The 20,657-nt window shown below is 44.0% G+C and carries 24 protein-coding genes and 1 tRNA gene; 21 read left to right on the top strand and 4 right to left on the bottom strand.

The genetic code is table 11. The features are described 5' to 3' along the window. Window positions 1–16 precede the first annotated feature (16 nt). From def to QZ371_RS02430, 12 genes are all read left to right on the top strand, one after another. Window positions 17–481, top strand: coding sequence for a peptide deformylase (gene def, locus QZ371_RS02480; RefSeq protein WP_295208747.1), 465 nt, complete (start codon window positions 17–19; stop codon window positions 479–481). Further along, window positions 481–1,413 carry a methionyl-tRNA formyltransferase gene (gene fmt / locus QZ371_RS02475; protein ID WP_295208741.1) on the top strand — a complete coding sequence of 311 codons (933 nt, stop codon included), beginning with the start codon at window positions 481–483 and terminating at the stop codon, window positions 1,411–1,413. The genes def and fmt overlap by 1 nt, the downstream gene beginning before the upstream one ends. Window positions 1,414–1,426: 13 nt before the next feature. Then, a complete protein-coding gene (gene rsmB / locus QZ371_RS02470) occupies window positions 1,427–2,743 on the top strand; it encodes a 16S rRNA (cytosine(967)-C(5))-methyltransferase RsmB (RefSeq protein WP_295208736.1) in 1,317 nt (438 codons plus the stop codon). A 4-nt stretch (window positions 2,744–2,747) separates the two neighbouring features. Beyond that, window positions 2,748–3,794, top strand: coding sequence for a 23S rRNA (adenine(2503)-C(2))-methyltransferase RlmN (gene rlmN / locus QZ371_RS02465; RefSeq protein ID WP_295208731.1), 1,047 nt, complete (start codon window positions 2,748–2,750; stop codon window positions 3,792–3,794). A 23-nt stretch (window positions 3,795–3,817) separates the two neighbouring features. After that, a complete protein-coding gene (locus QZ371_RS02460; RefSeq protein WP_295208721.1) occupies window positions 3,818–4,546 on the top strand; it encodes a Stp1/IreP family PP2C-type Ser/Thr phosphatase in 729 nt (242 codons plus the stop codon). Between the two features lie 47 nt (window positions 4,547–4,593). Then, complete coding sequence (pknB, locus tag QZ371_RS02455) at window positions 4,594–6,714, top strand: Stk1 family PASTA domain-containing Ser/Thr kinase (RefSeq protein ID WP_295208715.1); 2,121 nt, start codon at window positions 4,594–4,596, stop codon at window positions 6,712–6,714. Window positions 6,715–6,717: 3 nt separating this feature from the next. Further along, window positions 6,718–7,602, top strand: coding sequence for a ribosome small subunit-dependent GTPase A (rsgA, locus tag QZ371_RS02450; protein WP_295208703.1), 885 nt, complete (start codon window positions 6,718–6,720; stop codon window positions 7,600–7,602). Next, window positions 7,595–8,257 carry a thiamine diphosphokinase gene (locus QZ371_RS02445; protein WP_295208695.1) on the top strand — a complete coding sequence of 221 codons (663 nt, stop codon included), beginning with the start codon at window positions 7,595–7,597 and terminating at the stop codon, window positions 8,255–8,257. The genes rsgA and QZ371_RS02445 overlap by 8 nt, the downstream gene beginning before the upstream one ends. A gap of 28 nt (window positions 8,258–8,285) precedes the next feature. Next, a complete protein-coding gene (gene spoVM, locus QZ371_RS11555; protein ID WP_366558686.1) occupies window positions 8,286–8,387 on the top strand; it encodes a stage V sporulation protein SpoVM in 102 nt (33 codons plus the stop codon). Window positions 8,388–8,494: 107 nt separating this feature from the next. Continuing rightward, window positions 8,495–9,541, top strand: a complete 1,047-nt coding sequence (locus QZ371_RS02440) for a DnaD domain protein (protein WP_295208688.1) — start codon at window positions 8,495–8,497, stop codon at window positions 9,539–9,541. Between the two features lie 12 nt (window positions 9,542–9,553). After that, complete coding sequence (locus tag QZ371_RS02435) at window positions 9,554–10,534, top strand: ATP-binding protein (protein WP_295208676.1); 981 nt, start codon at window positions 9,554–9,556, stop codon at window positions 10,532–10,534. A gap of 19 nt (window positions 10,535–10,553) precedes the next feature. Further along, window positions 10,554–11,882, top strand: a complete 1,329-nt coding sequence (locus tag QZ371_RS02430) for a triacylglycerol lipase (RefSeq protein ID WP_295208671.1) — start codon at window positions 10,554–10,556, stop codon at window positions 11,880–11,882. A 132-nt stretch (window positions 11,883–12,014) separates the two neighbouring features. On the opposite strand, the gene QZ371_RS02425 is transcribed toward QZ371_RS02430, so the two are convergent. From QZ371_RS02425 to QZ371_RS02415, 3 genes are all read right to left on the bottom strand, one after another. Further along, window positions 12,015–12,107 (bottom strand) — tRNA-Ser (locus tag QZ371_RS02425). Window positions 12,108–12,232: 125 nt separating this feature from the next. Beyond that, window positions 12,233–12,427, bottom strand: a complete 195-nt coding sequence (locus QZ371_RS02420) for a DUF6472 family protein (protein ID WP_295208668.1) — start codon at window positions 12,425–12,427, stop codon at window positions 12,233–12,235. 9 nt (window positions 12,428–12,436) lie between these two features. After that, window positions 12,437–12,880 (bottom strand): MarR family transcriptional regulator, encoded by a 444-nt coding sequence (locus QZ371_RS02415; protein ID WP_295208661.1) that lies wholly within the window; start codon window positions 12,878–12,880, stop codon window positions 12,437–12,439. Between the two features lie 448 nt (window positions 12,881–13,328). On the opposite strand from QZ371_RS02415, the gene QZ371_RS02410 reads away from it, so the two are divergent. From QZ371_RS02410 to QZ371_RS02395, 4 genes are all read left to right on the top strand, one after another. After that, complete coding sequence (locus QZ371_RS02410) at window positions 13,329–13,583, top strand: Mor transcription activator family protein (RefSeq protein WP_295208654.1); 255 nt, start codon at window positions 13,329–13,331, stop codon at window positions 13,581–13,583. Window positions 13,584–13,733: 150 nt separating this feature from the next. Further along, window positions 13,734–14,435 (top strand): ABC transporter ATP-binding protein, encoded by a 702-nt coding sequence (locus QZ371_RS02405; RefSeq protein ID WP_295208649.1) that lies wholly within the window; start codon window positions 13,734–13,736, stop codon window positions 14,433–14,435. Between the two features lie 84 nt (window positions 14,436–14,519). Then, on the top strand, window positions 14,520–15,182 hold the full coding sequence (pyrE, locus tag QZ371_RS02400) for an orotate phosphoribosyltransferase (protein ID WP_295208645.1): 663 nt from the start codon (window positions 14,520–14,522) through the stop codon (window positions 15,180–15,182). A 340-nt stretch (window positions 15,183–15,522) separates the two neighbouring features. Further along, entirely contained in the window at window positions 15,523–15,750 is a 228-nt protein-coding gene (locus tag QZ371_RS02395; protein WP_295208639.1) for a hypothetical protein, read from the top strand. Here the strand turns inward: QZ371_RS02395 and QZ371_RS02390 are convergent. Beyond that, the gene (locus QZ371_RS02390; RefSeq protein ID WP_295208636.1) at window positions 15,740–16,030 is read right to left on the bottom strand and encodes an MATE family efflux transporter; all 291 of its coding nucleotides are present in this window, start codon (window positions 16,028–16,030) and stop codon (window positions 15,740–15,742) included. The two genes, QZ371_RS02395 and QZ371_RS02390, sit on opposite strands and share 11 nt — an antisense overlap. Before the next feature lie 241 nt (window positions 16,031–16,271). Here QZ371_RS02390 and QZ371_RS02385 point away from each other — a divergent pair, with 241 nt between their 5' ends. The 5 genes from QZ371_RS02385 to QZ371_RS02365 all read left to right on the top strand — a co-directional run bounded on the left by QZ371_RS02385 (window position 16,272) and on the right by QZ371_RS02365 (window position 20,587). After that, the gene (locus QZ371_RS02385; protein WP_295208631.1) at window positions 16,272–17,591 is read left to right on the top strand and encodes an MATE family efflux transporter; all 1,320 of its coding nucleotides are present in this window, start codon (window positions 16,272–16,274) and stop codon (window positions 17,589–17,591) included. Between the two features lie 93 nt (window positions 17,592–17,684). Next, window positions 17,685–17,936, top strand: coding sequence for a hypothetical protein (locus QZ371_RS02380; protein WP_295208627.1), 252 nt, complete (start codon window positions 17,685–17,687; stop codon window positions 17,934–17,936). A gap of 103 nt (window positions 17,937–18,039) precedes the next feature. After that, window positions 18,040–18,474 (top strand): MarR family transcriptional regulator, encoded by a 435-nt coding sequence (locus tag QZ371_RS02375; protein ID WP_295208625.1) that lies wholly within the window; start codon window positions 18,040–18,042, stop codon window positions 18,472–18,474. Then, window positions 18,471–19,163, top strand: coding sequence for a DUF6198 family protein (locus QZ371_RS02370; protein ID WP_295208623.1), 693 nt, complete (start codon window positions 18,471–18,473; stop codon window positions 19,161–19,163). Before QZ371_RS02375 ends, QZ371_RS02370 begins: the two co-directional genes overlap by 4 nt. Before the next feature lie 272 nt (window positions 19,164–19,435). Then, window positions 19,436–20,587 (top strand): BMP family ABC transporter substrate-binding protein, encoded by a 1,152-nt coding sequence (locus QZ371_RS02365; RefSeq protein WP_295208621.1) that lies wholly within the window; start codon window positions 19,436–19,438, stop codon window positions 20,585–20,587. Window positions 20,588–20,657 lie beyond the last annotated feature (70 nt).

Genomic DNA, 20,657 nt, shown 5'->3' with positions numbered 1-20,657 from the left:
AAGGATAGTTTAACAAATGGCATTAAGAAAAATACTTAATAAAAGTGATGAGATACTTCACAAGGTCTGCAAGCCTGTTACTGAGTTTGACGACAAGCTTGGTCAGCTTCTTGACGATATGACTGAGACCCTTGTCAAGGCAAACGGCGTTGGCCTTGCAGGTCCACAGGTGGCAAAGCTCAGAAGAGTTGTTGTCATCATCATCGACGACAAGGTGTACGAGCTCATAAACCCTGAGATAACTTGGCAGAGCGAGGAAACTCAAAGAGTTCTTGAGGGCTGTCTCTCTTGTCCGGGCGAGTGGGGCTATGTAACAAGACCTATGAGAGTTAAGTTCAAAGCGCAGGATAGACACGGCAAGTGGTATGAAATGGAAACGTCAGAACTTTTCGCACAATGCGTTTGTCACGAGCTTGCGCACCTTGAGGGTCATCTATTCACAGAGATCGTTGAGGAATTTGTAGAGGTCGAGGACGAGTAATGAATATTATATATATGGGAACGCCCGATTTTGCCGTTCCTACTCTAAAAAGACTTTATGACTGCGGCTATAATGTGCAGGCTGTTTTCACTCAGCCCGATAAGCCGAAGGGCAGAGGTTATAAGCTCACTCCGCCGCCTGTAAAGGTTTTGGCGCAGGAGCACGGCACGCCTGTTTATCAGCCCCAGAGCCTTAAAAAAGACGGCGAAGAGTACGTTCAGATAATAAAGGACTTAGCTCCTGATTGTATCGTTGTTGCGGCTTATGGAAAAATGCTTCCAAAGTCTGTGCTTGATATTCCAAAGTATGGCTGTGTGAATGTTCACGGCTCGCTACTCCCGAAATATCGTGGCGCTGGACCTATCCAATGGGCTGTGCTCAATGATGAGGCTGAGACGGGAATAACCACAATGCTTATGGCTGAGGGTATGGACACGGGCGATATTCTTGTTGAAAGAGCAACTCCTATCGGTGAGAACGAAACGGCGGCAGAGCTTTTTGACAGGCTCTCAGAAATGGGCGCAGAGGTGTTGACAGAGACACTTGAAAAGCTTGAAAAGGGCGAAGTTACGCCTGTTAAGCAGGACGAGAGCCTTGCAACATATGCGCCAATGCTCACAAAGGATATGTGTCAGATCAACTTTAACGACCCTGTGAGAAAAGTCCACAAGCAGATATGCGGCCTTTCTGACTGGCCTTGTGCAACGACTGTTCTTGAGGGCAAGAGACTTAAAGTTTACAAGTCGGAGATCGCTTCAACAAAGCCTTGCGGCAAGCCTGTCGGTACTGTTGTTGACAGCAGCGACTTTTCAGTTGCCTGCTTAGACGGTGTTATCAGATTTACACAGGTGCAGGCCGAAGGCTCAAAGAGAATGGATACTGCCGACTTTTTGAGAGGCAGACACATTGAAAACGGCATAGTGCTGGGATAATTCGGAGGATATAATGGGAAATGCCAGAAAAACTGTTTTAAGACTTCTCACAAGGCTTGAAAACAGCGGATCATATTCTAATATACTTCTTGACGAGGGGCTTGAGCGCAGCGATCTTTCTGCGCAGGATAAAAAGTTTGCTTCGGCGCTGTTTTACGGCGTTCTTGAAAGGCAGATAACCATTGATGAGATAATACGGGAATACTCACGCAACCCTAAGAATAAAATTGGTACTGAGGTTAAAGTTATCCTCAGAATGGGTCTTTACCAGCTTTTGTATATGGACTCCGTTCCCGACAATGCGGCGGTGGACGAGTCGGTGAAGCTGGCGAAGAAAAATAGAAATCCAGCGGCAAGCGGTTTTATAAACGCAATGCTGAGGGAATTTATACGAAATGACAAAAAGCTCCCTGAGGGCAGAAATGTTCTTGAAGAGCTGTCTATAAAATATTCCGCACCGGTTTGGCTGACGGAAAAATGGCAGAAAGAATACGGCAAAGAGGTCTGTCTCGATATGCTTGAAAGCTCTATCGGACAAGCACCTGTTACCGCAAGGGTCAACACGGTCTTTCATTCTCTTGAAAGCACGCTTGATATGCTTGTGCAGGACGGCGTGACCTTTGAACGGCTTGCGATCTTGCCCGACTGCATAAGAATTTGCGGCGCCGGGGCTATCGAGCACACGAAAGCTTACAAAGAGGGCAGACTTCACGTTCAGGATTTGTCAAGTCAGCTTTGTTGTGCGGCGCTTGACACACAAGAGGGCGATGTAGTTCTTGATCTTTGCGCAGCTCCGGGTGGCAAAACTTTCACGATCGCTGAGAGAATGCACAATAAGGGCGAAGTCCACGCTTTCGATCTTCACGTCAACAGGGCAAGGCTTATCGAAAGCGGAGCAAAAAGGCTGGGACTTGACTGCGTGAAAGCTGGGGTCAACAATGCAAAGGTGTTCTCTGAGGCAATGCCAATGGCGGACAAAGTTCTTTGTGACGCACCTTGTTCGGGGCTTGGCGTTATAAGGCGCAAGCCCGAGATCAAGTTCAAAGCTCCCAAAGATTTTGAGCGGCTGCCCGAAATCCAGTTCGATATCCTTAATACGTCGGCTGGATATGTAAAGGTGGGCGGAACGCTGGTGTATTCGACTTGCACGCTTTCAAGGGCTGAGAATGACGAAGTTGCGGACAGATTTTTGAAAGAAAATCCCGACTTTGCGCCTGCGCCACTTGGCGAGGCTTTTGGCGGCGACAGCGAACTTTGCAGAATGTCCATAACACCTGCAAAATACAATTCAGACGGTTTCTTTATAGCGAAGTTTATCAGGCAGAGGTGATAATTTGGTATCGTTTGACGATAATGGAAAAATTGATATTTTAGGACTTATGCCCGATGAGCTTGAAGCTGAGATACTGAAGCTTGGTGAAAAGAAGTTCCGTGCAAAACAGATATTTGAATGGCTGCACGTCAAGCGTGTTGCGACTTTCGATGAAATGACTAATCTATCTGTACAATTACGGAATCTGCTAAATGAAAAATTTTGTTTAAAATCACTATTTGTGTCAAAAAAGCTTGAATCTCATACCGATAATACTGTAAAATATCTATATGAGCTTCCCGATGGCAATCACGTCGAGTCTGTTATAATGGAATACAATTACGGCAATACCATTTGTGTGTCAACGCAAGTGGGCTGTAAAATGGGGTGTAGGTTCTGTGCTTCGACCATTGCAGGTTTCAAGCGTAATCTTACGTCCTCTGAGATACTCGGACAGATATACACTTCCGAGCGTGACAGCGGCCGCAAGATATCTGGCGTTGTGCTTATGGGGATAGGCGAACCTATGGACAATTACGACAATGTTGTGAATTTTCTCAATCTGCTGTCCTGTCCGCAGGGATTCAATATGTCGCTGAGACACGTCTCGGTGTCCACCTGCGGCGTTGTGCCTAGAATTTATGAGCTTGCAGAGCTAAAGCTTGGAATAACCCTTTCAATATCTCTGCACGCTTCTAATAACAAAAGCAGAAGTGAGATCATGCCTATCAATAATAAGTATGATATCAACGAACTGCTTACGGCCTGCCGATACTATTTTAAGGTAACGGGCAGACGAATTTCTTTTGAATATGCGTTGATCGACGGACATAACGATTCGAGGGAGGACGCTAAAGAGCTTGCCTCGCTTCTGAAAAACTTTGTCTGTCACGTTAATATAATACCCGTCAATAAGATCAAGGAGCGCAATTATCACTCCGACAGAAAGTCCGCCAATCGGTTCAAGGGCTATCTTGAAGAGCTTGGTATCAATGCGACTGTTCGCAGAACGCTTGGTGCGGATATCGACGCAGCATGCGGTCAGCTTAGACGGGAATATGAAATATGATTTGATAAAAGGTGGTGAAATGCTTGTTTATAGCGTCTGATACGAACATTGGAAAAAAGCGCAGCGAAAATCAGGACAGAGTTTATACCGAGTTTTTGGCTGAGAATACTGCTGTTGCGGTGGTGTGCGACGGAATGGGCGGCGCTTCTTCGGGAGGTGTTGCGAGCCAGCTTGCCATTGACGCAGTTGTGAGCCGTATCAAGGAGAATTTCAGACCTGATATGAAGCCTAATTCTATACGAAATCTGATGCTCACCTCGGTGCATTATGCAAACACCGTTGTGTATGACAAGAGCAGAGAGGATATCGACAAAAACGGAATGGGCACGACCTGCGTTGCGGCACTTGTTGTTGATAAGATGATATATCTTGTCAGCGTAGGCGACAGCAGAGGATATCTGCTCACAGACGAGGGAATAAAGCAGATCACCACAGACCATACTTATGTGGAAATGCTCTTCCGCTCGGGTCAAATAACCAGGGAAGAAGCTAAAAATCATCATATGCGAAACGTTATCACCAAGGCGGTGGGCGTTGAGTCTGATGTTGAGGTGGACTATTTTGAGCTTGAGGAGAGCGGAAATTTCGCTCTGCTGCTTTGCTCAGACGGTCTGACAAATTACTGCACCGATGAACAGATATATGAAACTGTTTATGGAAAAAATCTCGAAGGTGCGATCAACGATCTGATAAATTATGCAAACGAATGCGGTGGAAAGGACAATATCACCGCTGCGGTTGTTGCTAATTGATAAATAAAATTGTGGAAATTATTCAAATAATGTAGGAGTTGAATTATATGGATTCTAATATCGGCAAGAAGCTTGACGGCAGATATGAGATAACCGAGCTAATCGGCGTCGGAGGAATGGCTGACGTTTATAAGGCTAACGACGTTATGGAAAATCGTACCGTAGCAGTCAAGATACTTAAACCGGAATTCTCTGAGAACGAAGAGTTCCTCAGACGTTTCAGAAACGAGAGCAAGGCTATCGCCGTGCTTTCACACCCAAATATCGTAAAGATATACGACGTAGGATTTTCTGACGAGATCCAGTTTATCGTAATGGAGTACATCGACGGCATTACCCTCAAAGAGTTCATTGAACAGCAGGGCGTGCTCAGATGGAAGGACGCACTTCACTTTGTAACACAGATACTCCGTGCTCTCCAGCACGCACACGACAAGGGTATCGTTCACAGAGATATTAAGCCGCAGAACATTATGCTTTTTACCGACGGAACTATTAAGGTAATGGACTTCGGTATCGCAAGATTTTCAAGGATCGATGGAAAGACGCTTTCCGACAAGACTATCGGTTCAGTTCATTATATCTCACCTGAGCAGGCAAGAGGCGATATGACTGACGAGAGATCGGATATCTACTCTGTCGGCGTTATGCTTTACGAAATGCTCACAGGCAGAAAGCCATTTGACGGCGAGAACCCTGTTGCGATAGCTCTCAAGCATATGCAGGAAGAGCCTATCCCGCCAAGAGAGATCATGCCGTCTATCCCAGAGGCTCTTGAAGAGATCGTTATGCACGCAATGGAAAGAGACCCTGCAAGACGTTATCAGTCCGCTGCTGAGATGATAAAGGATATCGACACATTCAAGCTCAATCAGTCTGTTGTGTTCGGTTATAAGAACAGCGCTGTTGCAGTTCCTATTCAGGACGACAATAGTTATTACGATGATAACAATTCAGATGATTATGATGAAGAGGACTATGACGAGAAGGACGAGGATATCGAGGACGATGATGACGAAGAGGACGAGAAAAAGCGTTCTTACGTCGTTCCGATACTGCTTGCTGTAACAGTCGCAGTCGTAATTATTGCAGCGTTCGTTATCGTGGCAGTTGTGTTCAACTCATTCAAGGGACAGAACGGTCTCCACACAGGAACAGTAACGCTTCCGAACTTTGTCGGCAAGAATATCGTACAGGTCGAGCAGGACTATAAGGACAAGCTCAAGTTCGATATCACAGAAGAGTATAACAACGAATACGATGAAGGCATCATCTTCTTCCAGGGACAGGCAGCAGGCAAGTCCGTTAAGGAAGGCTTCACAGTTACGCTTACAGTAAGTAAGGGCAGAAAGATGGCTGTTATCCCGGATATGGTCAAGAAGGAAAGCAAGGTCGCTGAAAGTGAATTGAAGGCGGCAGGCTTTACAGTATTGTTCCGAGAGACTTGGGACGATGAAGTCGCTGAAGGTCTTGTTGTTAAGACCGAGCCAAAAGCAGGCGAGAAGTATCCTGAAGGCGCTTCCGTTACTATATTTGTAAGTAAGGGTCCTGTTGAAACAAGAGTTAAGGTCCCACGCGTTGTTGGACTGACAGAAGAGAAGGCTGTTGCACTTCTCAAGGAAAACAAGCTCAAGGCTGAGGTCAAGGAGATCGAACACGAAGGCGATAAGGGCAAGGTAATCGAGCAGGATACTGACGAAGGCACATATGTTGATCGTGACTCAACAGTTATTATCTATGTATCGACCGGTGAGACTTCACCTGTTGAGCTGACATTTGCTCTACCAATGCCAAGCGGTATCCACGGCGCATATTCTATCGACATTTACAGAAACGGTAACGTTGCTTATACACAGAAAATCGGCGACGGCGAGTCTGTTGCAGGTGGTTCTGTAAACATCACAGTTGAAGGCAAAAAGACAGAAACTCTGACTATCTTCATCACAAATGATGAGAGTCAGCAGAAGTGCCGCTACGCTGTTTACGATATCGACTATGACAAAAAGACAGCAACGCTCAGCGGTAGTGTCAACGAGAGCGAACTTATCAACATCACTCCGACAACTACAACTACAACAACCACAACTACGACAACTGAAGCACCTACAACAACTACTACTGAAGCTCCAACAACGGAGCCTCAGCAGTCAGACGAGCAGGATCAGTAGTCTATGAACGGAATAATCGTTAAAGCTATCGGAGGCGTCTACACAGTAGAAGCCTCCGAAGGCATTTATGAATGTAAGGCTAGGGGCGTATTCAGAAAACAAAACGTTTCTCCCGTCTGCGGCGACAGAGTTGAATTTTCACTTGAAGCTGACGGCTGCGGCGTTATCGAAAAGATAGGCGAGCGCAGATCGCTGCTTATAAGACCGCCACTGGCAAATCTCGATATGCTGGTGTTCGTGTCCTCGACCTGCGAGCCGAAGCCCAATCTTTTGCTGCTTGATAAGTTTATCGCAATCGCAGTTTTCAAGAAGATCGAGCCTGTCGTTGTTTTTACAAAGATCGACAAGAGCAGCTGCAAAGAACTTGCGGATATTTATGTAAATGCTGGTATCAAGACATTTCAGGTGGATAATACCACAGGCGAGGGCAGCGCAGAGGTAAAGGCATATCTTGAGGGCAAGCTTTCGGCTTTCACGGGAAATACAGGAGTGGGCAAATCATCACTGCTCAATAATATGTTCCCTGAGCTTGGTCTTGCGACGAACGAGATAAGCAAAAAGCTTGGCAGAGGCAAGCACACCACACGCCACGTTGAGCTTTATAAGCTTGAGGGCGGTGGATATATTGCCGACACACCGGGTTTTTCTTCATTCGATACCAACAGATATGACATAATTTTCAAGGATAAACTTGCTGATTGCTTTACGGAATTTGCTGAATACTCTGACAAGTGCAGATTTCCCGATTGCAGCCACACGAAGGAAAAAGGTTGTGCGGTGATCGAGGCGGTAAAGCGTGGCGATATTGCAAAGTCACGTCACGACAGCTATGCTGAAATGTACGAGCAAGCAAAGCAGCTCAAGGAGTGGGAATATAAAAATGACTAAGAATTGTACGATCTTCTCGGGCGGAGAAGCTGTTTCGGCAGAATGTGTCGCAGAGCATAAGGGGTTTATTGACGATTCGCTTGTGATATCCGCCGACAAGGGCTATAAGCTTGCGCAGGCGGTGGGGGTAAAGTCCGATATCATTATGGGAGATTTTGACTCTGCTCAACGTCCTGTTTTCGATAATATCGAGGTTTTCCCCTCTGAAAAGGATGACACAGACCTTATGCTTGCCATAAAGCAGGGCTTTGAGTCGGGCTGCTCAAATTTTAAGATATTCGGCGCAACAGGCGGCAGGATAGATCATCTGCTGGGCAATATCCAGTCATTGGGATATATCCTTTCTCACGGCGGCGAGGCTGAAATTATCGCTGACAAAGAGCTTTTGCGGCTTTATCGCCACGGTACATACAGGATATATAAGCGTGAGGGATTTTCATTTTCGCTGGTGGCTTATACTGACAAGGTCGAAAATCTAACCATAACTGGTGCAAAATACAACGTTGAAAACTGCCTGCTGACAAATGATTTTCCCCTTGGAATATCAAATGTTGTGCTGGGTGACGATAGTCAGGACGATGAAAAATACGCCGAAATATCCTTTGAAAGTGGATATTTGCTGGCGGTGCAGTCATATTTAGTAACCGATTTTTGATTTTTGAATAATATGAACTATAACGATTATGGAGGTAATACTTATGAAAGTTGTAGTTGTAAAAAGTCCAAAGGTCATTTCGGGAATAATGAGACTCATTTTTAAGATCAAGAAAGACGAAGAATGCTGAAACGTCGGGGCGGATAAATCCGCTCCGATTTTTGTTGCAATAAGATGATAAATGTGTTATAATCTAATATGGAGTATTGCTTCAAAAATGTTGAGCGGAGAATGATAATGGTATATAAATTTGACTGCGACCTCTGGGGGGCTAATTTCAGCGTGCCTTCTAAGGTGGTCGATGATTACATAAAAATTAGTGACGGGACTTTTATAAAAGTTCTGCTGTGCATACTTTGCAGCTCAAGCCGTGAGATAGATACGGCGGAGCTTGCTAAAAAATCGGGTCTTGGCGAGGAAACTGTTATTGACGCTATCACCCATTGGCAGAACCTTGGCGTTATATCTGCGCAAAAGTCTGTTGACTCTGTTGCACAGCCGCTGTCGGCGGAAAATGTTCAGCCCGCGGTTAATGTTGATGCGCCTGTTAAGGCAGAGAAGCCGCCTGTTTCGGCGGTTGAAGCTGTCAATCCTACAAAGGCGGCGGTATCACACAAGCTTTGCATAAGATACAAGAATTCCGAGATACTGGAAAAGGTAAACAAGGATAGCGACCTCAAACACCTTTTCAACGAGATACAGACTGTTTTGCAGTACACGATAAACGGCACGGAGCAGGGCGAGCTTTTGGCGCTTTATGAGTATTATCATTTTGACGTTGCGTCGATTTTGCTGGCGGCGGAATATTGCGTTTCAATGGAAAAACGCAGAGTGTCGTATATCGTCACGGTGATGAAGCGCTGGTATGAGCTGGATATTTGCACATATGCGCAGATCGAGGCGGAGATAATCAGACTGACGGATATCAAGAGCTTTGAAAGCAAGGTGCTCAAAGCTTTCGGCGTGGAAACAAAGCCTTCAAAGCAGCAGCTTGAATATATCTCAAAGTGGCGCTCAATGGGATTTTCACTCGAAATGTTGGAGATCGCATACGAAAGGTGCGTTAATAACACCAACAAGTTGAGCTTCAAATATATCGACACCATACTGAACAATTGGTCTGGCAAGAGCATTACATCGCCTCAGCAGGTGGCTGACGAGGACACAAGGCACAAGGGCAAGAAGCAGGTCAGACAGCAGACTGACAAGCAGACGTCTTATAACCTTGACGATTATGAAGAGTTTGCGATGAATTATGATCTGAGCAAATCGGGCAAGCTTTAAGGGGGAGAGAAGATGAAATATACACAGACCGCAACAGAGCGAGCTCAGCAGGAGCTTGCGCAGCGCAGAGAAAACGCAGAGGCGGAGCATAACCGCCGTTTTGACGAGGTATCAAAGCACCTTCCCGAGATCGTAACACTGACAAATTCTCTCAAGAGCACGAATTTTGAGCTTATAAAGATCCTTGGCAAGCAAAAGGGCGAGGTGCACAAGATTCTTGCTCAGATAAGGGATAAGAATCTCACCACACAGCGCACTATCCGTGAGCTGCTGGTGGCTTGCGGATATCCCGAGGACTATCTTGAATACAAATATCATTGTCCCGTTTGCAAGGATAGGGGCTATCACGACGGCGAACGCTGCGAATGTCTAACAAAGCTGCTTAAACAATACACGACCGAGGAGCTCAATCAGAATTGCCATATCCAGCTCCACGATTTTTCGGAGTTCCGCATTGAGTTTTATCCCGAATTTTCTGACAGGGGAATGTCACCACGAGAGCGTATGCGGACGGTCTATTCAAATTGCCGTGAATATGCGGACAAGTTCCACGAGAGTTCACCATCGCTGTTTTTCTTGGGCAGAACTGGGCTTGGCAAGACGTTTTTGTCCTCTTGTATCGCAAATGAGCTGATAAATAAGGGTTACAGCGTTGTGTTTGGTTCGATACTAAAGCTTTTCAGACAAATAGAGGACGAGCATTTCGGCAGGGCGCAGGGCGACACGATGAGCGTGATCGAGAACGCTGACCTTGTTATCCTTGATGATCTTGGTTCAGAATTTCAGACAAGCTTCACCGATTCGGTGCTTTATGAGATAATCAATGAGCGTATAAACCTCGGCAGACCGACGATAATCTCCACCAATCTGACGAAGAACGAGTACAATTCAAGATACAACGAGCGTATAATCTCACGTCTGACGGGCTGTTTCTCGCCGATATTGTTTATGGGCGAGGATATCAGACACGTCAAGCTGAAAAATAATCTGTAAAATAATATGGGGTGCAAAAATGAGAAAATTTAAGGGGTTATTGCAATCGCTGCCTATATTGGTTTTGGCGAATAGCGTTGCGCTTTTGAAGTTGTCGGCTTTGCCTAGTTGGGCAAAGTTGCTTGTTATCGTGTTGTGCAGCATTTATATGATAGGTTTTGTGGCCGTTTCGCACGGAAGCAAGAAGTCGCAGGGCAAAATGCGTCGGCTTGACTCGGGCGCATATGTTATCGGCTGCGGTATTTTCCAGCAGGTCGTGCAGATCGCAATTATAATAGCGCTGTGCTTCAGCGGATTGAATGTTTGGCGGATAGTGATAAACTGTCTGTGCGCTTATCTTATCCTGCTGCTTGTGTGCATAAGCGGTATTGTGCGCATTGCGGCGTCGGCAAGACAGGTAAAGGTGCTTTGGTACGTTGCGCTGGTGTTACTTTGGTACATACCGATCGTCAATTGCTTTGTTTTCAGAAAGTTTTACAAGGCGGCACGAAGCGAATATCGCTTTGAGCAGGCAAAGCTTGACCTTGATGAGACGAGAAAAGAAAGCGAGATCTGCAAGACAAAATATCCCATACTTATGGTTCACGGGATATTTTTCAGAGATTGGCAGATTTTTAACTACTGGGGCAGGATACCTAAAGAGCTGATGAAAAACGGTGCTGTGATCTTCTATGGTGGGCAGCAGTCGGCGGAGAAAGTTTCCGTCAGCGCCGGTGAGGTGGTGGAGAAGATAAAACAGGTGCTTGCTGAGACTGGTGCTGAAAAGGTGAATATCATCGCTCATTCAAAGGGCGGACTTGATTCACGCTATGCAATTTCAATGCTTGGAATGGACAAATATGTTGCTTCGCTGACCACGATAAACACGCCGCATTACGGCTGCAAATTTGTTGATGGGCTGCTTGACAAGATACCTGAGAGCGTTGTAAAGTTCGTTGACTGCAAGTATAATAAGATGTTTACGGCGCTGGGCGATAAGCAGCCAAGCTTTTACAACGGCGTACACGAGCTGACTTTTGCAAGTTGCGAGAAGATGAACAGGGAAGTTCTTGACAGCCCTCACGTTTATTATCACGCGGTTATGTCAAAAATGAACAGCATAAAGGCGGCGGGTTTTCCGCTCAATTTCGGCTATCTGCTCAACAAGCCACACGGTTCGGGCAATGACGGACTTGTGACGGTCGAATCGGGTATGTATGGCGCAAACGCTGATCTTATCCGGCACGACGGCAAGCGTGGCATTTCTCACGGTGATGTTATCGACCTATTCAGAGAGAATATCAAGGGTTTTGATGTTCGTGAATTTTATGTTGATCTGGTGATAAATCTCAAAGAACGTGGATTCTGATATAGTAAAAATGACCCCATCGGCTGACAAGATTTGCTTGTTAGCTGGTGGGGACTTTTTCGTGTATGACATATGTGTGACATATTTATTCAAAAGAAAAAGTCTCGCAAACAACGTGTTTACAAGACTTTTTGGCGGAGAAGGAGGGATTCGAACCCTCGATGAGCTATTAACCCATACACGAGTTCCAGTCGTGCGCCATAAACCGGGCTAGGCGACTTCTCCAGGTTTATAATATTAATTATTTATCGCTATGTGTCATATCCAAGTGACTTGTATATTATATCATAAACAAATGCGGTTGTCAAGGCCTTTTTGACACTTTTTTTGAAAAAAGTGCGAAAGTATCACTAATTCTGCTTGCGGACTACCGCATATTCATCATCAAGCCTGTAATATGGGCAGGCATAGTTGGCGTCATTGAGAAATCTGTAAACCTCGTCCTCGTCAAGATTTACAAGACAGGAGTAACATTCATAATCCTCGTCAAAAACATAATTTACGCAGCTTTCACACCTTGCTGCCGACTTATTCTGCTTTTTCATCACAACACCTTATTTCAGTACCTTCTTGAGAATTCCATTGATAAGCTCAAGAGCGTCCTTCATCTGCTTCATTTCGCTGTCAGATACAGAAGAGAACTTGCTGAGCAGATCGTCAAGTATCTCAACCTTTGTCTTTTCCATAAAGTTCATAGCTTCATCAGTAAGCTTGATGTTGATAACACGTCTGTTGGTCGGATTTTGCATTCTCACAACAAAACCCTTGTCAACAAGCTGCGCAACAGCCCTTGTGGCCTGCTCATTCGATGTGTTGATCTTGCTTGCAAGCTGTGACATCGTAAGCGTGCCGCTGACGCTGAGCGACAGCATTATTATCTGCTGAGTTCTAGTTATATCATACTTTTTCTTGTCAAAAGTGTCAAATACTAACTTTCTGCTGAGAGGATAAATCTCATACATTGACATTATACATTCACGACGAACTGTATCTACCATTTTTATTCCGCCCTTTCGCACCCTTGTGCGCCAAATTTTACTTCCCATATGCGCAAATCAAGCTTTAAAGCTATTTACACTTAATAATAGTATAACACATACCTCACATTTGTCAATAGCGTAAATATATCAATATTTGATTTTGTTAAGTTTGGTTTTTGGCTATTTCGCAAATTTTGCACGATCTGAAAATTTTTTTTCGAAATTAAGCTCTCAGCTTAACAATAGTGAAAAAAGATGTGTTATAATAAAAATATGATAAAAATTAGCTGATTTTTGCAAGACACTTTTTTTAGAAAGGAGGGTGCGAAATTGCGCCGAAAAATGTGGTTATCGGTGTAACTTCGCAATGATCGCTGGAATTTTAAAAGGAAAATTTCGTTTGATTTTTCCAACGATTTATCATATAATAACAATGATAGAATATTTTGAAAAGGGGCAGGAAGTAATGGCCGATGAAGAAAGCTGCTATAATACAATATATCAGGACTTGATCGATTTGATCGGCTATGAAAACGCACTTAAAATTTACGACAGATATAATGGTCAACAGCTCTCTCTTCCAAAAAGGCTCTATTCTAAGGAGTATGTGGAAAAGAAAGTCGTTGAGGAGTATAATGGTAAGAATATAAAACAGTTGGCTCAGAAGTATCTTTATACTGAACGCTGGGTTAGCGGCAAGGTCAAGGACAAAAAGTTCTGACCTGATATTTAATAAGTTTATCCCCTTAAATCAGAAGCTCTTATTTTGTTTATCAGAATAGGGGCTTCTTTTAATTTTTAAAATCTCTTGCAAATTTCCAGCCGATATAGTATACTTGTATTATGATTTATGTACGAACGGAGGCTTTTTATGAGCTTTGTTAAATTTGATAACGTGTATAAAAGATACCAAATGGGCGAGGTCACGATAAATGCTGCAAATGGCGTTTCTTTTGAGATAGAAAAAGGTGAGTTCGCTGTTATCGTCGGCGCAAGCGGTGCGGGCAAGACAACTATACTCAATATGCTTGGCGGAATGGACGTTTGCGACGAGGGAAGCATTATCGTTGACGGGAAGGACATTGCAGGCTTTAACAGAAAGCAGCTTACGTCCTATCGCCGTTATGATATTGGCTTTGTGTTCCAATTCTATAACTTGGTGAACAATCTGACTGCAAAGGAAAATGTTGAGCTTGCAGCGCAGATATGCCCTAATGCTTTTGATTCTGAAACTGTGCTCAAAAACGTTGGTCTTGAGGATAGAATGAATAATTTCCCGTCACAGCTTTCGGGCGGCGAGCAGCAGCGTGTGTCAATCGCTCGTGCTCTTGCGAAAAATCCAAAGCTGCTGCTTTGCGATGAGCCTACCGGTGCGCTTGATTATAATACGGGTAAAACTATACTGAAGCTTTTGCAGGATACCTGCCGCAGAGACGGCGTGACAGTTATTGTCATCACCCACAATTCCGCTATAGCTCCAATGGCTGACAGAGTTATCACAGTCAAAAACAGCAAGGTGGATAACGTTCAGCTCAATGAACACCCTGTTGACGTTTCGACTATCGAATGGTAGCTGGTATCCGCAAGTAATTTTTTTCTTGCAAATGACCGTTAGTTGTGATATAATAAAGTAAATTGATTTGAAAGGAAGTTCAATATGACCTACAAGGAAGAATTTATAAAATTTATGGTTGACAGCGGCGTGCTGACTTTTGGTGATTTCACACTCAAGAGCGGCAGAAAAGCGCCTTATTTCATCAACTGCGGAAACTATAAAACTGGTGAACAGCTTGCAAAGCTGGGCGGCTTCTATGCTGATTGTATCGCTGACAACAAGATACCTGTTGAGACGCTTTTCGGTCCTGCATATAAGGGTATCCCACTTGCTGTATCTGCTGTAATCGCACTTGCAACAAAGTATGGTATCAACGTTTCATACTGCTTTGACAGAAAGGAAGCCAAGGATCACGGCGAGGGCGGAATGTTTGTCGGCAAAAAGCTGACTGATAATGAAAAGGTCATCATCATTGACGATGTTATGACTTCCGGCAAGGCTCTCAGAGAGTCAATGCCAAAGCTCAAGAGTGCTGCTGACGTTGACGTAACGGGAATGGTCATTACAGTTGACAGAATGGAAAAGGCTCTCGATACTGAGCTTTCAGCTGTTGAACAGGCTTATGAGGACTTCGGCGTAAAGGTTTACTCTATCGTGAACATCAACGATATCATCAAGGCTATCCAGGACGGCGTTGTTGAGGGCAAGGAATATCTTGACAAAATGCTGGAATATCGTGCACAGTATGGCGTAAACCACGATTAATGAATATATTTTTAAAGTATATTTAAAGTTACAAAATGAAATAATTTGTAACAATATTGTAGTGAAATGTAACTTGTCTGTTCTTGAAGTTACAGCCCCTAACGGCTATAATATAGAATGTAGAACAGAGAAAGAAAAAAAAGAATGTAAACACTAAGATTTAAAACTCTTAGCTCGTTTCATCCTCTCCAAAATTTTTACACAAGCAAAGGGCGGTCGTTTTGGCTGCCTTTTTGTTTTGCATTTTTACGAAAGAATTACACATAAGCGCTGAGATTTTATATCCTGTTTAAACATTTATTGCAATTGTGCGATATAATAAGATCGGCAGGTGAGATAAATGAATGTGAAGATTATAAAAAAAGCAAGCGTTGATAAGCTCAATATCAGAAAACGTCTTGCAATATCTAACATTCTTATGATAATAATACCGATATTGTTGTGCTGTATCGTGATATTGCCAAGCACGGGGCTTGTGTGGAGTATCGCAGTAAATGGCACAGCACTTGGTTTTGCCGACAGTGAGACCCTTTCAACTAAAAAAGAAAACGTTGAGCTTATGGCTTGAAAAAGACCGCCATTGCCACAAACTCCATTATCACCGATACAAGCACCGAAGCGGAAAACACCTTGCGGCAGCGTGATAAGTCTTTTATGCCGAAATTGTAGCTTATTACAGGCACAATGCAGGCTTGCAGACCGAGGAATGGTATAAAGAAAAACGCCTGCAACTTGCAATAAAGCCCTAAAACCGTTACGGCTTCATCGCCGAAGCCTGCCAGTATCATATTAAGTGCGCTGATGTAAAATGTGTAAAGCGCCTGCATACATATTGAGGGGTAGCCCAAAGAAAAAATCTGCTTGGCATATTTGCCTAATTGTGGCAGACTGCTTTTGGTGTCGTGAGGAATGCCCTGCGCAAAAAGCGTTTTTGCGGTTAGGGATAATAAAACGACCTCGCTGGCGGTGAAACGTTTTGAAACTTACCTTGATTTCAGAGATCAGTCTTGATTTTATTTTCAGTTGTGTTATAATGTAAAGTGCGTTGCTACTTCGGCGGCCGTAATCAATAAGTAAAGAAGAATAGCATTGAAAAAAGATCTGACAACAGGTAATATAAGCAGGGCGCTGTTTGCATTTGCGGCGCCGATGATACTTGGCAACCTGCTCCAGCAGGTATATAATATTGCGGACACGCTCATTGTAGGAAGGTGTCTTGGCGAAAACGCCCTTGCGGCGGTGGGCAGCACTTATACGCTGACAACTTTTTTGTATTCCATAATCATAGGCTTGTGTATGGGCAGCGGCTCGCTGGTCTCGTTCTGCTTTGGCGAGAAAAATGAAGCCCATTTGCGCAGAAGCATTAATATTTCGTTTATTGAAATTGCTGTCGTGACTGCGGTGATAGAGATAGTAACACTAGCGGCAGAACCCACGATATTGCGGCTTCTGAAAACGCCGCAGAAGATAACTGCAATGACTGAGGAATATGTCAGCATAATACTTGCAGGAATAGTATTTATTTTCCTGTACAATTTCTACTCCTTTATGCTGAGAGGTCTTGGTAATTCCGTTACGCCGCTGATATTTTTAGGAGCGGCCTCGGTGGTGAATATCTTGCTGGATATCATATTTGTGGCGTATCTTGATCTCGGCGTAAAGGGCGCAGCTTATGCCACGGTCATTGCGCAGGGCATTTCGGGAATAGGGCTGGCGATATATTCGCTGATAAAAGAGCCTGTTTTAAGGCTTTCGAGAATAAAGATCGAAAAAGGCGTCGTTGGCGAGGTGGCAAGATTTTCATTTGCCGCCTGCACACAGCAATCGGTGATGAATTTCGGCATACTTATGATACAAGGCCTTGTGAACAGCTTCGGCACAACGGTTATGGCGGCGTTCACAGTCGCCGTCAAGATCGACACCGTGGCGTATATGCCGGCGCAGGAGTTCGGCAACGCATTCTCTATGTTCATATCGCAAAACTATGGCGCAAAGAAGTCTGACAGAATAAAAAATTGTGTGAAAAAATCTTTCAAGATATCCTCTCTGTTCTGCATTGCGGTCTCGATCATCGTTGTGATATTCTCAAATAACCTTATGAGAATATTTGTAAGCTCAAACGAGCACGCAATCATAAACACGGGCGTGCGCTATCTTGTGACAGAGGGTTCATTCTATGCTGGTATTGGCATATTGTTCCTGCTATATGGCTATTACAGGGGCATAAACAAGCCTGAAATGTCCCTTGTGCTGACGATCATCTCCCTTGGCACAAGAGTTCTGCTGGCATATATGCTTTCAAGCTTTGAAGCTATCGGCGTTTTCGGCATATGGATATCTATCCCAATAGGCTGGATATTGGCGGATATCACAGGAATATTGTTAATGAGAAAGTATAAAGCAGATTAATGATTACATCAAAGACTGATAATTTTACTTTATATCTTGACGAAATTAATTTAATATGCTATGATAAAGAAAAAATATAGGGGGAGTTTTAAGGTGAAAAGAGGACCTCTTTTTTATATCATATCGTATCTTTCAATGCTGATCGGAGTGTATATCGTGCTGTTGGGGATACTTATGTATATGCGCTATGGACTTGACACGGAAATGACAAATGAATTTATGTTCAAACTGCCAATATTCCTTTCAATAGGTACAGTTTTTGTCGGTATGATTATGACGATCAGAAACAATATAATAGCGTGGCGTAAAAAAAATAGACGAAAAAAATCAACAAAGTCGGCATGATATCTATGTCGGCTTTTTGTTTTATAACTTGACAATATGTGCGGTTTGGCGCTATAATATTAGTATTCAAATAATTAGAATACTAATATAAGGAGTTGGAGTTTTGACGGAGTCATTACATTTTCTGCTTATGGCAGACCATTTTCTGTTTCAGAAATCTCTTCTCAGCAGCGTGAAGGATACAGGCTTGACGCTTGGACAGCCTAAGATACTTGATTATCTCAGCACGCACAATGGTTCGGCGCAAAAGGATATCGCAAGCGGCTGTCATATCGAGCCTGCCTCGCTGACTGTTATTCTGAATGGAATGGAAAACAAAGGCTATATCGAGCGCAAAACGCTTAACGGCAATAGGCGATCGCTCCACGTTTTTCTCACGCCTAAAGGCGAAGAATACGTCCAGCGCATTGACCGTGAGTTTGTGAGCATTGAAGCAAGGGCGCTTGAGGGCTTTGATGAGGGCGAGAAAGAGCAGCTTGTTCAACTTTTGCAGAGAGTATACGAGAATATGAAGAAAAAGGGTGGATCAGTAGAATGAAGAACTTAAAGATCAGAGTTCCTATGTATTTCATAGGGCTTTTTATTATGACTATTGGAATTGCAATATCGGTAAAATCGAACCTTGGCGTATCACCTGTAAGTTCGATACCATATACATTGACCTGCGTATGGGGCATTGAAATGGGCAAGGCAACAATAATTTTCCATTGCACATTGGTGATAATACAGATGTTGCTTTTGAGAAAGAATTTCAAGGCTATAAGCCTTTTGCAGGTCGTTGTTGGAGTGATATTCGGCTATTTCACGACATTCTGCAATTATCTTGCGTCGTTCCTGCCGACAACTGACAATATAATCGTAAGAGTGCTTATGATGCTTATAAGTACTGTGCTTATTGCTATCGGCATATTCCTTTATCTGCCTGCTGACCTTATCCCATTGGCCGGCGAGGGCGCAATGCAGGCAGTTTCACAGGTCACAGGCATCGTGTTCTCAAAGGTCAAAATGGCTTTTGACTGCACAATGGTGATCGTATCAACTGTCACTTGTCTTATCTCTATCCACGGACTTGGAAGCGTTGGTGCAGGCACAATCGTCGCCGCTGTTCTTGTTGGCTATATCCTCGGTATCATCAACAAAGCTTTGGGAGATAAGCGTGACAGACTTCTTAACGGCGATATAGATATTCTGGAAGATACAGAATATGCCGCTGCTTCAAGAAAATAACAGCAGTCCCCATATTCATGCAGATAATTGCACGAATACAAAATAAGTAACATAAGTTTAACGGAATATTAATATACCAACGCTTTGTTTCAATTGCATAATAGTGAAAATTGTTGTATAATTATTTCGTTAGTCATTTTTGCGTATTTACTGTATTGATACTGAAACGTTTTCAACTGAAATGTTTCAGTGGTAACTATGTAAAAACGGCGGTTTATTTTTTACAAATGCCGTGTATCGGCGGCTATATTGAAAATGGAGGAAGATAAGAAATGAAGAAAAGACGTATTCTTGCACTCGTTCTTTCCGCAGTTCTTGCTGTAACAGCTCTCACAGCTTGTACATCAGCAAAGGACGAAGCTTCAAAGAAGGCTTCTGACTCTGCAACAACGGAGCTTACAGCTGAGAATGTCAAGATCGGTGTTATCCACATCGGCAACCCTGCTGACGGCTCTGGTTACACTTATGCACACGATCAGGGTATCGTTGGTATGCAGAAGGAGCTTGGTCTCAGCGACGATCAGATTGTAAGAAAGAACAACGTTTCTGACAGCGACCCTGCTGCTACTGAGACAGCTATCCGTGAGTGTATCGAGGACGGCTGCAACATCATCTTCGGCACAAGCTGGGGTTATATGGACAAGATGGAGTCCCTCGCTGAGGAGTTCCCAAATGTTTATTTCTGCCACGGCACAGGTTACAAGAACAACGGCAAGAACCTGAACAACTACTTCGGTAGAATCTATCAGGCTAGATATCTTTCAGGTATCGTTGCAGGTATGAAGACTGAGTCTAACCTTATCGGTTACGTTTCCGCAATGGGCAGCGAGAACTCAGAGTGCACAGGCGGTATCGACGCTTTCGCAATGGGCGTTTATTCTGTAAACCCAGACGCTAAGGTTTATGTTAAGGTAACAAACAGCTGGTATTCTCCAACAGAAGAGACAAACGCTGCTAAGGCTCTTCTTTCTGAGGGCTGCGACGTTATCGCTCAGCATTGTGATACACCGAACCCACAGCTCGAAGCTGAAAGCGCTGGCAAGTGGGGCATTGGCTACAACACAGATATGTCTAAGGACGCACCAAAGGCTACACTTACATCAACTGTTTGGAACTGGTCAGCCTACTATACTTACCAGGTAAAGCAGATACTTGATGGTGAGTGGAAGTGCGAGAACTATTACGGCGGTATGGCTGACGGTCTCGTAGATATCTCACCACTTAATATGGATATCTGCACAGAGGAAATGCAGACAGCTGTTGATGAAGCAAGAAAGAAGATGGAGGACGGCTCATTCAACGTATTTGACGGCGTTATCGAAACAAACGACGGCAGCACAGTTGGCGAAGAGGGCAAAACTCTTGACGACGCAACTATCACAGGCGGTATCAACTGGTACTTCAAGACTGTTGAAGTTAAGTAATGGGTAAAAATCTGAACTGATATACGGGCGGCGGAGGTTGCTCTCAATATATTGAGGGGTGATCTGCCGC

It is taken from the genome of Ruminococcus sp. (assembly GCF_019423705.1).
GTDB lineage: Bacteria > Bacillota > Clostridia > Oscillospirales > Ruminococcaceae > Hominimerdicola.
This window is presented reverse-complemented; position numbering and strand designations above follow the sequence as displayed.

Coding starts and splice junctions, on each gene's coding strand:
- def (WP_295208747.1), top strand. CDS start 17: ATGGCATTAAGAAAAATACTTAATAAAAGTGATGAGATACTTCACAAG.
- fmt (WP_295208741.1), top strand. CDS start 481: ATGAATATTATATATATGGGAACGCCCGATTTTGCCGTTCCTACTCTA.
- rsmB (WP_295208736.1), top strand. CDS start 1,427: ATGGGAAATGCCAGAAAAACTGTTTTAAGACTTCTCACAAGGCTTGAA.
- pknB (WP_295208715.1), top strand. CDS start 4,594: ATGGATTCTAATATCGGCAAGAAGCTTGACGGCAGATATGAGATAACC.
- rsgA (WP_295208703.1), top strand. CDS start 6,718: ATGAACGGAATAATCGTTAAAGCTATCGGAGGCGTCTACACAGTAGAA.
- QZ371_RS02445 (WP_295208695.1), top strand. CDS start 7,595: ATGACTAAGAATTGTACGATCTTCTCGGGCGGAGAAGCTGTTTCGGCA.
- spoVM (WP_366558686.1), top strand. CDS start 8,286: ATGGAGGTAATACTTATGAAAGTTGTAGTTGTAAAAAGTCCAAAGGTC.
- QZ371_RS02440 (WP_295208688.1), top strand. CDS start 8,495: ATGGTATATAAATTTGACTGCGACCTCTGGGGGGCTAATTTCAGCGTG.
- QZ371_RS02435 (WP_295208676.1), top strand. CDS start 9,554: ATGAAATATACACAGACCGCAACAGAGCGAGCTCAGCAGGAGCTTGCG.
- QZ371_RS02430 (WP_295208671.1), top strand. CDS start 10,554: ATGAGAAAATTTAAGGGGTTATTGCAATCGCTGCCTATATTGGTTTTG.
- QZ371_RS02420 (WP_295208668.1), bottom strand. CDS start 12,427: ATGAAAAAGCAGAATAAGTCGGCAGCAAGGTGTGAAAGCTGCGTAAAT.
- QZ371_RS02415 (WP_295208661.1), bottom strand. CDS start 12,880: ATGGTAGATACAGTTCGTCGTGAATGTATAATGTCAATGTATGAGATT.
- QZ371_RS02410 (WP_295208654.1), top strand. CDS start 13,329: ATGGCCGATGAAGAAAGCTGCTATAATACAATATATCAGGACTTGATC.
- QZ371_RS02405 (WP_295208649.1), top strand. CDS start 13,734: ATGAGCTTTGTTAAATTTGATAACGTGTATAAAAGATACCAAATGGGC.
- pyrE (WP_295208645.1), top strand. CDS start 14,520: ATGACCTACAAGGAAGAATTTATAAAATTTATGGTTGACAGCGGCGTG.
- QZ371_RS02395 (WP_295208639.1), top strand. CDS start 15,523: ATGAATGTGAAGATTATAAAAAAAGCAAGCGTTGATAAGCTCAATATC.
- QZ371_RS02370 (WP_295208623.1), top strand. CDS start 18,471: ATGAAGAACTTAAAGATCAGAGTTCCTATGTATTTCATAGGGCTTTTT.
- QZ371_RS02365 (WP_295208621.1), top strand. CDS start 19,436: ATGAAGAAAAGACGTATTCTTGCACTCGTTCTTTCCGCAGTTCTTGCT.